Source organism: Anaerotruncus sp. AF02-27 (assembly GCF_003465835.1).
GTDB classification, from domain to species: Bacteria; Bacillota; Clostridia; order Oscillospirales; family Ruminococcaceae; genus Anaerotruncus; species Anaerotruncus rubiinfantis.
This window is the reverse complement of sequence record NZ_QSBX01000003.1, coordinates 78135-91700: the sequence shown is the minus strand read 5'-3', so window position 1 is coordinate 91700 and position 13566 is coordinate 78135. Positions and strand designations below refer to the sequence as shown.

Below are 13566 nucleotides of genomic sequence, written 5' to 3'. Positions count from 1 at the left end.
GATTCAGAGCTTTCGCTCTGTGGTGGGCTCAAGTGGACTCGAACCACCGACCTCGCGCTTATCAGGCGCGCGCTCTAACCGCCTGAGCTATGAGCCCAAATAAAAAGAAGGCAGCGCCTTCAAAAATGAACAACGAGTCGAACGACTGTAACTTTCCTTGCCTGACCAGAGTACCCAGCCTTATTTCATGCTGGCGTTCTCCTTAGAAAGGAGGTGATCCAGCCGCACCTTCCGATACGGCTACCTTGTTACGACTTCACCCCAGTCATCAATCCCACCTTCGACAGCGTCCTCTTTGCAGTTAGACTACTGGCTTCGGGTGTTACCGACTCCCATGGTGTGACGGGCGGTGTGTACAAGGCCCGGGAACGTATTCACCGCGGCATGCTGATCCGCGATTACTAGCAATTCCGACTTCACGCAGGCGGGTTGCAGCCTGCGATCCGAACTGAGACACTTTTTCGGGATTCGCTTCGCCTCGCGACGTTGCTGCCCTTTGTTTAAGTGCCATTGTAGTACGTGTGTAGCCCAGGTCATAAGGGGCATGATGATTTGACGTCATCCCCACCTTCCTCCGTTTTGTCAACGGCAGTCTCATTAGAGTGCTCTTGCGTAGCAACTAATAATAAGGGTTGCGCTCGTTGCGGGACTTAACCCAACATCTCACGACACGAGCTGACGACAACCATGCACCACCTGTCTGGATGTCCCGAAGGACTTCCCATATCTCTATGGTATGCATCCGATGTCAAGACCTGGTAAGGTTCTTCGCGTTGCTTCGAATTAAACCACATACTCCACTGCTTGTGCGGGCCCCCGTCAATTCCTTTGAGTTTCAACCTTGCGGCCGTACTCCCCAGGTGGATTACTTATTGTGTTAACTGCGGCACGGAAGGGGTCAGTCCCCCCACACCTAGTAATCATCGTTTACAGCGTGGACTACCAGGGTATCTAATCCTGTTTGCTCCCCACGCTTTCGAGCCTCAGCGTCAGTTAAAGCCCAGCAGGCCGCCTTCGCCACTGGTGTTCCTCCTAATATCTACGCATTTCACCGCTACACTAGGAATTCCGCCTGCCTCTACTTCACTCAAGAACAGCAGTTTTGGATGCACCTAACAGTTGAGCCGTTAGTTTAAACATCCAACTTGCCATCCCGCCTACGCTCCCTTTACACCCAGTAATTCCGGACAACGCTCGCTCCCTACGTATTACCGCGGCTGCTGGCACGTAGTTAGCCGGAGCTTCCTCTTAGGGTACCGTCATTTTCTTCCCCTAAGACAGAGGTTTACAATCCGAAGACCGTCTTCCCTCACGCGGCGTCGCTGCATCAGAGTTTCCTCCATTGTGCAATATCCCCCACTGCTGCCTCCCGTAGGAGTCTGGGCCGTGTCTCAGTCCCAATGTGGCCGTTCAACCTCTCAGTCCGGCTACCGATCGTCGCCATGGTGGGCCGTTACCCCGCCATCTAGCTAATCGGCCGCGAGCCCATCTTTCAGCGGATTGCTCCTTTGATTATAAGAAGATGTCTCCTCATAATGTTATGCGGTATTAGCGATCGTTTCCAATCGTTATCCCCCTCTGAAAGGCAGGTTGCTCACGTGTTACTCACCCGTCCGCCACTAAGTTTATCCATCTTCCATCCGAAAACTTCAGTCGGATAAACTCCGTTCGACTTGCATGTGTTAGGCGCGCCGCCAGCGTTCGTCCTGAGCCAGGATCAAACTCTTTGTTTATTGTATTAAATCGCCCGAAGGCGCTTCAATCTCACTTCACAAAGTGTGACCCAGCCAAGTTACCTTTGCTGGTTTCGCTTTTCGCGTTTGTACGCTCACGTTTCCATGAGTGTACTCAAAAAAATTTTCAAGGGTTACTTCTGCTCATAAACCGGCTCCCAGAGCCAATCTACAAGCTTCTGTTCTTTCTCTCGTTGTTCATTTTTCAAGGTGCTGCTTGCCGGCTCTTGGCGGTTTTTGGCGCCGCGCTCACGAGACAGCTTAGTTATAATATCACGGCTGGGACAAACTGTCAAGCAGTTTTGGCAAGAATTTTGCCTGTCTTTTACAGTTTATTTTTTCCACAATCTTTCCACAGGCTTAGTTAAGCTATTCAAGCGGGCTCCCGGATTTTTCAACATTTTTGTGTGGAAAAGATTTTTTCCGTTCTTCTACAGTATGCCACGATTTTCCTGCTTCATCCAGGCTTTTTTGAAAAAAGATTGCTTTTTTTCTCAGAATGTGCTATCCTATTAACTACTGATTTGATTCCCATAAATCTTATAATGAAATTGGTATGCGCCCGTGGCGCAGTTGGATAGCGCGTTTGACTCCGACTCAAAAGGTCGCAGGTTCGAATCCTGTCGGGCGTACCACACAACCCTGCATTGCGAAAAGCTCTGCAGGGTTTTTCTTTTTGCCCGGCATCTCCTGGGAAATACAAATTACAGCATTCATTCCGAATCCATCACTTCCTATACACATTATATATAGTATTCCTGTCAAACCGGACGCACTTGGAGCGCCAACGTTTCCGGACAGGCCCCTTTGACCGGGACCCGCCGCTCAGACGTCCGAACCCGCGCGCCTTGCAAGGCCGGCATATTGCGGAGTCCCAATGCCATAGCCCCCGGCTACATCCAGGATGTGACCGGTAATATAGGAGGCGTCGTCGCTCGAGAGAAAAAGCACCGCGTTCGCAACGTCCTCCGGAGTTCCGATACGATTGAGAGGCACGTGGGACAGGAACGATCGGATAAAGGAATCGGGCATGTTTTTCATCGCGGCGTCGGTACCGGTGAGCCCCGGAAGCACCGCATTGCAGCGGATGTTGTTGCGCGCATACTGCATGGCGATCTGCTGGGTTATATTATTGATCGCGGCTTTTGAAACGCCATAACCGATCCGGGTTACATCCGGTATCATCCCGCCGATGGAGGAGATATTCACAATACTTCCCCCGCCCTGCTCCAGCATATGCGGAACCACCAGACGGCTGATGCGGTAAACGCTCCCCAGATTCAGCTCCAAAATCTCAAAAAAAGCCTCTTCTGATCCGTTTACCAAATCCAGATCCTCCGCGGGCCTGCCGGTTCCAAAGTTGTTGACCAGAATATCGATGCGCCCCGCCTGCTTGACAGCCGCCCCCACCATAGAGCCGTAGCTCTCCCGCTCAAGGGCGTCAAAGAACACTGGAAACATCTCATACCCTTTGGCTCTGCTCCGGTCGCAGATCTCCTGCGCAGCCCGCAGCCGGCGGGCCCCCATTGCCACCCGCGCCCCATTTTCCGCAAGCTTTAACGCGCAAGCCAAACCAATCCCTTTGGTGGCCGACGTCACCAACGCGACTTTGTTCTCCAATTTCCGCTCCATAGCCATTTTCTGATCCTTTCGTTTTTTATCATTATTTGTTCTGAAAGGGATTCTATGCAGGCTTCTTTGCCTGCCGCAATACCATATCGCCGCCGCATAAAGCAATCGTTCCTCCGACCAGGGATAGTCCTCCGGTTCGACCCTCCCAAATTCCTTCAAACATCAGACTTTATATTTTGAGAATATCTTACAATTTCAAAGCATCCTGCACAAACATCAGACAATATCATTGTGTAAAACAAAGAAAAAATGCAATTTTGCTAAAATATATTGACTTTAATGCCTTTTAAGCAGATAATAAGCCCATAGTACATCAGACGTTTATGAATAATCTAAATTTTAACATCTGATGAATAGGAGGAAAAACCCATGAAAGCGGTCGTAAAAAACAGCACGGACATCGGCCTTGAATACCGGGAGGTTGACAAGCCAGTCCCCAAACCCCACGAAGTCCTGATCGAAGTGGAAGCGGCATCCATCTGCGGAACGGATATCCATTATTATAAGTGGGATCAGAACGCCAAGGATTTCGCGGGAAAATTCAACGTCCAGTTCCCCTTTATCATCGGCCACGAATTCTCCGGCACCATCGTTGCTGTGGGTGAAGCGGTTTCCACCCGCAAAGTTGGCCAGCGGGTCGCCATTGAAACGCACATCCCCTGCGGGACCTGTTTTCAGTGTGAAAACGGTGAAGCGCACAACTGTGCAAACATGAGCGTCTACGGCACCAGCTGCAACGGATGCTTTGCCCCTTACGCCGTGGCGGACGAAAAGATCTCCTTTGTCCTTCCCGATGAGGTGAGCTTTGAAGAAGGCGCGCTGCTCGAACCGGCCGGTGTCGCAATGCGGGCGGTCGAGGAGGCGAGGATTGCTCCCGGAGATACGGTTGTCATCAACGGATGCGGGCCGATCGGGCTTATGGCAATCCAGATTGCCTATGCGGCGGGAGCCGGACGGGTAATCGCCTTCGATATGGACGAATACCGGCTCAAAATGGCCGCGGAATTTGGCGCGGCTGCCTTCAACTTTACCAAATGCAACACGGTGGAGGAGGTCAAAAAACTCACCAAAGTGCGCGGCGGCGCGGATGTGGTTATCGAGCTTTCCGGTGCGGCCAGCGCCTACAGAACGATCTTTGATATGATCCGGCTCGAAGGCCGGATCGTCACTGTTGGACACCCCGGCGGTCCGGTGGAAATCAACGTCACCCAGAATATCAATCTGAAAGGCGCCAGCATCAAAGGCATCTTCGGCCGGCGCATCTGGACCACCTGGCATGACCTGACCGCCCTGATGGCCGCCAAACGCATCGACCTTCTGAAGGTGGTCACCCACCGGTTTTCTTTTGCGGAATACGAACAGGCTTTTGCGCAGATCAGCCAGGGCGCCGGTAAAATCCTGTTCCTGAAAGATAAAGATAAGGAGTGATTTTTGTGGAGAACGCACGCACCGAAAGACTGCAGAAGATCGCCAACCAGATGCGCCTGGAAGTCGTTAGAATGGTTCACAACGCGGGTGACGGGCATCCCGGTCCCTGCATGTCCGCCATGGATATCCTGACCTGTCTCTATTTTGACCAGATGAATATCCGTCCGGAAGATCCGAAATGGCCTGACCGCGACCGGTTCATCCTTTCCAAAGGCCATGCCTGCCCCGCGCTTTATACGGCGCTCGCTTATAAAGGGTACTTCTCCAAAGCGGAATTCGACGGTCTGCGCAGCCTCGGTTCGATACTGCAGGGACACCCCACGCTCCAGAAAACCCCCGGGCTTGACATGACCTCCGGATCGCTTGGGAACGGCCTTGGAATTGCCACCGGCATGGCAATCGCAGGAAAATACCGCAAGCAGGATTACTACACCTACGTCATCATGGGCGACGGCGAGCTGCAGGAGGGTTCCGTTTGGGAAGCCGCCATGTGCGCGAAGAAAAACAGCCTTGACCATCTGATCGCTTTCATCGACCACAACAACTGGCAGAGCGGCGGCTCGGTGACCGAATGCTCCGGCCTGCTTCCCGTCCGGGAAAAGTGGGAAGCCTTCGGGTGGTTCACACAGGAGATCGACGGTCATAATATCGACGAAATCCTCGGCGCGATCGAAGCGGCAAAAGCGCAGAAAGGCCAGCCGGCCGCGATCGTCGCAAGAACGGTCAAGGGAAAAGGCCTCGACTATATGGAGGACGACAATTCCTGGCACAAGCGGGTTCCAGACGACGCGCAGCTGGAACGTGCCATCGAGCTTTTGGGAGGGGATCAGAAATGATGAAATACAGCGGTTCCAGAGAAGCATTTACCGCAGCGCTGCTTGATATTGCGGAAAAGGACGACCGCGCGATGCTGGTCTCGGCAGATTCCCTGAAGGCCATGCGCGCTACAAAATTTGCCGAACAGTACCCCGACCGTTATGTGGAATGCGGCATCTCCGAACAGGACGCGGTGCTGGTCGCATCCGGCCTTGCAAGCTGCGGACTGGTCCCGTTCGTCGGGACCTACGGCGGATTCATCACCATGCGCGCCTGCGAACAGATGCGCACCTACTGCGCTTACCCCAATATGAACGTAAAACTCATCGGGATTAACGGCGGTCTGCTCGGCGGTGAACGGGAAGGCGTGACCCACCAGTTTATCGAGGATTTGGGCATCGTGCGCACCATCCCGAATATCACGGTGCTGACCCCGGCGGACCAGTATCAGGTCTACGGCGCGGTGAAAGCCGCCATGGAAATCGACGGCCCGGTCTATGTCCGCTGCGCCAGCGGACGGGAGCCTGTCGTCTATGACGAAAGCGTCCCGTTCACATTTGGAAAGATCCGCGTCCTAAAAAACTACGGCGACGATGTGGCCATTTTTGCCGCCGGCTATCTGATGAACCGGGCGGTCCAGGCGGCTGAAGATCTGAAAGCACAAGGCATCTCCGCCACGCTGGTGGATGTCTCCACCCTCAAGCCGATCGACGAGCAGGGCGTTGCCGAGGTGCTTGCGCGCTGTAAGCGGGCGGTGACTGTTGAGGATCACAATGTGATCGGCGGGCTCGGCAGCGCAATCGCGGAAACCGCCGCAAAACTCTGCCCGACACCCATGGCCTTTATCGGCGTGCAGGACCGCTTCGCGGAATCCGGAGCCGCCGACGCGCTGCTGGATGCCTACGGCATGTCGGCGAATGCAATTGTAAAAGCGGCAAAAGAACTTTGCAGCCGCTGACGGGGGGCCAATGATCATGGACAAGGTAATCTTGGAGGCGCGGATCAATGAATACGCCATGCGGGACAGGAATCCGCATGTCCCCTGGACTGTGCGGGAAATCGTCGACGAGGCGCAGCGGGTCCGGGATGCGGGGGCCGCGATTCTCCATTTCCATGCGCGCAATCCGGATGGAAGTCCCTGCAACCGCCCGGAAACATACGCCGAAATCATCGAAAAGGTCCGGGAAAAGACCGATATCCTCCTGCTTCCCACCCTTGGTTTCAACAGCAACGACAAGGAGGAAAGGGACCGCATCCGGATCATCTGCGCCCTCGCGGAAAACCCTGCCACCCGCCCGGACATCATCCCGCTCGACATGGGCAGCGTCAACCTGGAACAATACGATGAAGCCTCCGGCCAATTCCGAAACGAGGACGAGGTCTACCTGAATCCCACCGGCACGCTGGAGTTTTGCGCCCGCGAAATGAAAAAATATAAAATCAAGGTGAAGATGACCTGCTGGGACGTCGGTTTTGTCCGGCGCGGAAAGAAATTTCTTGACCAGGGGCTGATCACCAAGCCGGGCTATTTCCTGTTCCATCTGACCGAAGGGCGGTATCTGACCGGGCACCCCTGCACCAAGGAGGGCGTCGATGCCCTGCGCAGCACCCTGCCCGACGAGGAATGCTACTGGACGGCCAACTGCCTGGGCGGCAGCCTTTTAAATGTCGCCCCGCATGTGATCGCGTCGGGGGGGAACCTTGCCATCGGCATTGGGGATTACCATTACAGCGAGCTCGGCGCGCCCAAAAATGAAATGCTCATCACCCGGGCCGTCAAAATTGCCCGACAGTTTGACCGTGAAATCGCATCGCCCGGCGATGTGAAAAAGATGATCCACGCAGAATGAAATACGGAAAGAGAAGGAGAATTGTAATGAAAAAAATCCTGAGCGTCCTGTTGGCTACTGTCCTGATCACTTCGTTCGCCGCCTGCGGCGCGGGCAATTCCAGCGCGTCCCAGTCCTCCGCGGCGCCGGCGGCCTCTTCCCCAGACGGCGGGAGCGCACCCGCTTCCGATGAAAAAGCGGTCATACTGAAGGTTGGCGGAATCCAGACCACCGAGGATCCCTCCACCGAAGCGCTCTACAAGATGGCTGAACTCGCCAAAGAAAAAAGCGGCGGCAGCCTTACGCTGGAAGTTTATCCCGCGTCCCAGCTGGGTAACGCGACCGCGCAGGTGGAAGCGGTTGGCATGGGCTCGCAGGATATGTTCGTGGACGCGGGCTGGATGGGCACCTTCCTGCAGGATAAGACGATCGACAGCATGTGGTTCCTGTTCCAGAACGCCGAACACTATGACAAATACATCAACAGCGATCTGAACAAACAGATGGAGGAGGACTTCCGCGAGCTCAAGGGCATCCGAATCATCGCGAGCAACTGGTACCGTGCGGCGCGTTCATTCGTCACCAAAGCCCCCATCACCACTGCGGCGGATTTTTCCAACATGAAAATCCGCGTCCCGGAACTCACCGGTTATCTCGAGTCCGTGGATGCGATCGGCGGCAAGGCGACCCAGATCGCATGGAGCGAAACCTATCTGGCACTGTCGCAGGGCGTCTGCGACGCAGCAGAAGGCCCGCTCGACAATCTGTACAGCATGAATTTCTTCGAGGCGGCCCCAAATGTCACGATCACCGAGCACAACCGTGACAGCATGCAGGTCATGATCAACGACCGGACCTTCCAGAATCTGTCCGCCAATCAGCAGGAAGCGCTGACCCAGGCCGCGCTGGAAGCCGGCGACTGGTACACCGAACAGATTTCCACCGCCTGCGAAGAAGCGCTCAAGGCGATGGAGGAAAAGGGCGCCAACATCGCCCAGCTGGACCCGGCGGAGCTTGAAAAGCTCCGGGAGATGGTGACCGCGCGGGCTTCCGAGCTGGACGCCTCCGGAAAATACTGGACGGCCGGAATGTACCAGCAGATCGCTGACATGGCCGAATAACCCCCAGCGCTGTGACGCCAGTCCGGGCCGGAAGTGTCCTCTTTCGGCCCGGATTAACACAAATCCACGGGTATAGAGAGGTCGTTTTATGAATCTACTGAAAAAACTGAATTACCTGTTCTACCAGGTCAGCAAAAAAACCGGCGCGTTTATGCTGCTCGTCCTGATTGTCACGGTGACCATGGGGATTATCAGCCGTTATCTTTTCAACAACCCTTTCACCTGGGTTGAAGAACTGGCGACCTTCCTTTTTGTCTGGATCTCATTTCTCGGAGCAACGACCGCTACCTATGAAAAAAGACATGTGGCGGTCGATTTCCTCGTCAGCAAGCTTCCTGGGTCGGTAAACGGCATGATCAAGATCATCGTCTATCTGTTCATCCTTGCCTTTATGGTGATGATCGTGGCCGGCTCCTTCATCCTGTTCCCCACCATGCAGCATGTCAGCGTGGCGCTGCGGATCCCGCGCTACTGCTACTATATCTCGATTACACTGTCGTCCGTCATGATGTTCTCCATCTATCTGGCGGAACTGATCGAATACCTGACGATGACGAAAAAAGGGGTGAGTGAAGCATGATTCCGATGCTGTTAATTGTTTTCCTGATTTTACTGCTTTTGGGTGTCCCTGTGGCTTTTTCACTTGGGATTCCGACGATTCTTTATTTCTTTCTGAATATCGGTACCATCCCGATCGAATTCATGCCTCACGCGATGACAAATCCGCTTTTCAACTATGTGCTGATCGCGCTGCCGGCTTTCCTGCTTTCCGGTCGGATGATGAACGGCACCGGAGTCACCAACCGCATTTTTAACCTGGCGCGCGCGCTGGTGGGACGTTTCCGCGGCGGACTTATCTATACCAACATCTTCGCAAGCATGATGTTCGCCTCGATGTCGGGCACAGCGGTCGGGGATGCCGGCGGGCTCGGCCAGGTCGAAATGGAAATGATGGACCGCGCGGGATATAAAAAGGACGTAGCGGCAGGCGTTACTGCCGCTTCGAGCGTGTTGGGGCCGATCATCCCGCCGAGTGTCAACATGGTCATCCTCGGCGCGACTGCTTCGATCTCGATCGGCAAACTTTTTATGGGCGGGATCATCCCCGGGCTCCTGATGGCTGCCGCGCTGATGCTCAATGTTACCCTGCGCGCCCACTTCACCGAAGAGGGCCGTTCCTGGCCGGTCGACAAAGTGCCGGGAAAAGAGGTCTTAAACGCCTGCCTGCAGGGGATTTTGCCCATGCTCTGCCCGGTCATCATCATCGGCGGAATTTCGCTCGGCGTCGTCACGCCCACCGAGGCCGCCATCCTGGCGATCGACTACGCCATCCTGCTCGGACTTCTCTATCGGGAGATCTCCTTTAAAAGCGTTTGGGAAACCCTGGAGGCCACCGTTGCTTCGGCCGGCACCTTCATGTATATCATTGCGGTGGCCGGTTTTTACACCTGGATTCTGACCCGTGAAGGCCTGCCGCAGATGCTCACCGCTCTGCTTCAGCCGGTTGTCGGCTACAGCCAGACCGTGGGACTGCTCGTTATCGCCGCCTTCCTTCTGGTGGTAGGGTGTTTCCTCGACACCACGGCCGCCATCCTGATGGTCGCCCCCATCCTGATGCCAATCGTAAACTCTTTGCAGATCGATCCCATCTTATTCGGTATCATCATGGTGGTCGCTCTGATTATCGGCATCATCACGCCTCCGTTCGGCATCTGCCTGTTCGTGGTCTCCGATGTGGCCAAGCTCCCGGTGAGCGCCGTCACAAAGGAATCCCTGCGTTATCTGCCGGCCATGTTCATCACTCTGCTGCTGCTCATTTTCTTCCCGCAGCTGGTGACTTGGCTGCCGGGGCTGCTGACTTGACGGATATGATACGACAGCTTTTCTTCGGCAGAGAATTATGCTATAATAGCCGCGAAGCGGCTATTATAGCAGGCATGCGCAGGTTGCCTGCGCGGCTGCTGTGACGGGCGATTATTCCGCGCCGCAGATTGGGCGGCTGCGGGATGCTGTAAAAAATTACGGTAGAGGAATGCGATTTATGAAAGTATCCGGCTCGATGGCGACTGACAAAGTGACCAATTATATCAGAGATTGTATCATGGCCGGGAAATGGCAGAGCGGGGACAAGCTGCCGACCGAACAGGAATTCTGCACACAGGTTGGCGTCAGCCGAAGCTGTGTCAGGGAAGCTATGAAAGTACTGGAGGCAAGCCACATTGTGGAGATCCGCCGCGGCGACGGGACCTATATTTCGGACCCGGATCAGATCTCTTTTATGGGCCCGCTGCTTTTCAAGATCATCCTGAAAAAGAACACCCTCCAGGAACTCTATGACTTCCGGGAATCCATCGAGATGGGGGTCATGCGGCTGGCCATCTGCAACGCAAACGCGGATGATTTCGCAAATCTGGAGTCCTGCAACCAAAAAATGCAGGATTTCATCGACCAGCGCAAATCCGACAGCTGGGAACTGTATCAGCTGGACCTGATGTTTCACAAACATCTGGCGGAGGCGACGCACAACACCATCATGCGGGACGTGTACCAGTTTACATTTGATATCTTTGCCCCCTTCATCCTGCAAAACTATGAAAAGGGACAGAATGCCGAATCCGCCCTCGCGACTCATACGGAAATCTTGAACGCGCTGAAAAGCGGAGATTTTCTCCAGGTGGGGTATGCGATCCGCGCGTCGGTCGACCTCTGGAGCACCTGGATTGGGCAGGAAAACGCGCGGGATATCGTGCTGGCGGAGCTGTGGAAGACAAACCGGCCGGACCGCCAGCCAAAAAGCATTCCGGAAGAATCAGACTGAAAGAGGGATCTTCATGAAAATCATCATTTTGGACGGCTATACAGAAAATCCCGGCGACCTTTCATGGGCGGGACTGGAAGCCTTTGGGGAGTTGACCGTCTATGACCGCACCCCCCTGGACGATGAACAGGCGGCGATCGCACGCATCGGGGACGCCGAGGTCGTATTCACGAACAAAACCCCCATCACCCGGACAGTCATCGACGCCTGTCCAAACTTGAAGTTTATCAGCGTGCTGGCGACCGGCTACAATGTCGTGGATTATCAGTATGCGCGGGAAAAGGGGATTCCCGTCACCAATATCCCGGCCTACGGCACCGCGTCAGTGGGACAGTTCGCGATCGCGCTGCTTCTGGAAATCTGCCACCACATCGGGCACCACAACAAGGCGGTGCACGAGGGCAGATGGGAGCATAACGACGACTGGTGCTTCTGGGATTACCCGCTGATCGAGCTTGCGGGCAAAACGATGGGGATCATCGGGTTTGGGCGGATCGGTCAGGCGACGGGACGGATCGCGAAGGCGCTGGGGATGAAGGTGATCGCGTACGATTCGTATCCGAATGAGAGCGGAAAAGCGCTGGCGGAATATGTGGATCTGGAAACGGTGCTGAAAACCTCGGATGTGATCGCGCTGCACTGCCCGCTGTTCCCGGAGACGCAGGGGATCATCAGCAGGGAAAACATCGCGAAGATGAAGGATGGGGTGATCATCCTGAACAACTCGCGCGGGCCGCTCATCGTGGAGCAGGACTTGGCGGACGCGTTAAACAGCGGGAAGGTTTACGCGGCGGGGCTGGATGTGGGATCGACCGAGCCAATCAAGGGGGACAACCCGCTTTTGGGGGCGAAGAACTGCATCATCACGCCGCACATCAGCTGGGCGCCCAAGGAGAGCCGCCAGCGCATCATGGACTGCGCAGCCGAGAACGTCAAGGCGTATCTCTCCGGCAATCCGGTCAACGTGGTCAACTGACTTTTCCAAGCAAAATTAAAGCCGCCGCATGTTGATGCACACGCAATCAATATGCGGCGGCTTTTTCACCGGTATAATCAAACGAATGGGGGTTTTTTTATTGAAAACGAAAATGTGGAAACCGGATGGTGTGGATTCGAAGATCCTCTCCGAAGCTGCCAAAGTGATCACAGGCGGCGGGCTGCTGGCCTTCCCCACCGAAACCGTGTATGGGCTTGGCGCAAATGGCCTGGATGAGACTGCGGTATGCCGGATTTTCGAGGCAAAAGGCCGACCACAGGACAATCCCCTGATCCTCCATGTCCCGGACGCCGCATGGCTCACCCGCTACTGCGAGGAGGTTCCGTCAAGCGCCTATCTTCTTGCCCGGCGATTCTGGCCCGGCCCGCTGACAATGATCCTGCGCCGGAAAGCCTGCATCCCGGACCGCACAACGGGCGGGCTCGATACGGTCGGTATGCGCTGCCCTGCGCATCCGCTTACGCTTGCACTTCTGCGGCTGGCGGATCTGCCGGTCGCGGGTCCATCCGCCAACCGTTCCGGCAGGCCCAGCTGCACCACAGCCGCTCATGTGTTGGAGGATATGGGTGGCCGGATTGAAGGGATTCTGGACGGCGGGCCCTGTGAAGTCGGCGTGGAATCCACCATCCTTGACCTGACCTGCAATCCGCCGCGCCTGCTGCGGCCGGGTGGTCTGCCGCTTGAAGCGCTGCGCGAAGTACTTGGCGAAGTCGTCCTCGACCGGGCGGTCACCGCCCAGCTGAAGGACGGCGAACGGCCGCGCGCGCCGGGTATGAAGTATCGGCATTACGCGCCAAAAGCGCCAGTGACCGTCCTGACCGGCTCCGGAGCGAATACGGCGGACTATATCGCAGCACATATGAGCGGTGATTCCGGGATCGTCTGCTTTGACGAATATGCATACCGGTTCGCGGGACATATAGTCCATTGTCTGGGGAGCGAAACGGACAAGCGCGAACAGGCAAGGCGCGTCTTTGACGCGCTGCGCGCCTTCGATCACACCTGCGTCCGCGAAATCTGGGCCCAATGCCCGGATGCGCAGGGTCTTGGTCTTGCAGTCGCAAACCGCCTGAAAAAAGCCGCCGGGTTCCGGGTGATCGCGCTGTAAGCGATGAAAACCGGTTGACACGTGTAACCGGCCACAATGGGGTTTGCCTCTGCAGCGTTCCTTTTTGAGCATTTTTTGCAATAG

11 protein-coding genes, 2 tRNA genes and 1 rRNA gene are annotated in these 13566 nt (G+C 55.5%); 11 read left to right on the top strand and 3 right to left on the bottom strand.

Annotated elements, in window-relative coordinates; all coding sequences use genetic code 11:
* Nucleotides 1-20 precede the first annotated feature (20 nt).
* Both DWV16_RS04155 and DWV16_RS04150 read right to left on the bottom strand, forming a co-directional pair.
* Nucleotides 21-97: transfer RNA gene (locus DWV16_RS04155), tRNA-Ile, on the bottom strand.
* A gap of 109 nt (nucleotides 98-206) precedes the next feature.
* Nucleotides 207-1733, bottom strand: a 16S ribosomal RNA gene (locus DWV16_RS04150).
* Nucleotides 1734-2291: 558 nt separating this feature from the next.
* Between DWV16_RS04150 and DWV16_RS04145 the strand changes: the two genes are divergently transcribed.
* A tRNA-Arg gene (locus tag DWV16_RS04145) sits at nucleotides 2292-2368 on the top strand.
* 190 nt (nucleotides 2369-2558) lie between these two features.
* Here the strand turns inward: DWV16_RS04145 and DWV16_RS04140 are convergent.
* Nucleotides 2559-3365 carry an SDR family NAD(P)-dependent oxidoreductase gene (locus DWV16_RS04140; RefSeq protein WP_118477889.1) on the bottom strand — a complete coding sequence of 269 codons (807 nt, stop codon included), beginning with the start codon at nucleotides 3363-3365 and terminating at the stop codon, nucleotides 2559-2561.
* 369 nt (nucleotides 3366-3734) lie between these two features.
* Between DWV16_RS04140 and DWV16_RS04135 the strand changes: the two genes are divergently transcribed.
* The 10 genes from DWV16_RS04135 (at nucleotide 3735) to DWV16_RS04090 (ending at nucleotide 13482) form a co-directional block, all read left to right on the top strand.
* Nucleotides 3735-4793: a zinc-binding dehydrogenase gene (locus tag DWV16_RS04135; RefSeq protein WP_118477888.1), complete on the top strand. Its 1059-nt coding sequence runs from the start codon at nucleotides 3735-3737 to the stop codon at nucleotides 4791-4793.
* A 5-nt stretch (nucleotides 4794-4798) separates the two neighbouring features.
* Nucleotides 4799-5629 carry a transketolase gene (locus DWV16_RS04130; protein WP_199719763.1) on the top strand — a complete coding sequence of 277 codons (831 nt, stop codon included), beginning with the start codon at nucleotides 4799-4801 and terminating at the stop codon, nucleotides 5627-5629.
* Nucleotides 5626-6567: a transketolase family protein gene (locus tag DWV16_RS04125; RefSeq protein WP_118477887.1), complete on the top strand. Its 942-nt coding sequence runs from the start codon at nucleotides 5626-5628 to the stop codon at nucleotides 6565-6567. Before DWV16_RS04130 ends, DWV16_RS04125 begins: the two co-directional genes overlap by 4 nt.
* 16 nt (nucleotides 6568-6583) lie before the next feature.
* Complete coding sequence (locus DWV16_RS04120) at nucleotides 6584-7459, top strand: 3-keto-5-aminohexanoate cleavage protein (protein WP_118477886.1); 876 nt, start codon at nucleotides 6584-6586, stop codon at nucleotides 7457-7459.
* Nucleotides 7460-7485: 26 nt separating this feature from the next.
* Nucleotides 7486-8559 (top strand): TRAP transporter substrate-binding protein, encoded by a 1074-nt coding sequence (gene dctP, locus DWV16_RS04115; RefSeq protein WP_066452479.1) that lies wholly within the window; start codon nucleotides 7486-7488, stop codon nucleotides 8557-8559.
* Nucleotides 8560-8647: 88 nt separating this feature from the next.
* Complete coding sequence (locus DWV16_RS04110; protein ID WP_066452480.1) at nucleotides 8648-9139, top strand: TRAP transporter small permease; 492 nt, start codon at nucleotides 8648-8650, stop codon at nucleotides 9137-9139.
* Nucleotides 9136-10422, top strand: a complete 1287-nt coding sequence (locus DWV16_RS04105) for a TRAP transporter large permease (RefSeq protein ID WP_118477885.1) — start codon at nucleotides 9136-9138, stop codon at nucleotides 10420-10422. The genes DWV16_RS04110 and DWV16_RS04105 overlap by 4 nt, the downstream gene beginning before the upstream one ends.
* Nucleotides 10423-10600: 178 nt before the next feature.
* On the top strand, nucleotides 10601-11377 hold the full coding sequence (locus DWV16_RS04100; RefSeq protein WP_066452482.1) for a FadR/GntR family transcriptional regulator: 777 nt from the start codon (nucleotides 10601-10603) through the stop codon (nucleotides 11375-11377).
* Nucleotides 11378-11390: 13 nt separating this feature from the next.
* Entirely contained in the window at nucleotides 11391-12353 is a 963-nt protein-coding gene (locus DWV16_RS04095; protein ID WP_118477884.1) for a D-2-hydroxyacid dehydrogenase, read from the top strand.
* Nucleotides 12354-12453: 100 nt separating this feature from the next.
* On the top strand, nucleotides 12454-13482 hold the full coding sequence (locus tag DWV16_RS04090; RefSeq protein WP_243007270.1) for an L-threonylcarbamoyladenylate synthase: 1029 nt from the start codon (nucleotides 12454-12456) through the stop codon (nucleotides 13480-13482).
* Nucleotides 13483-13566 lie beyond the last annotated feature (84 nt).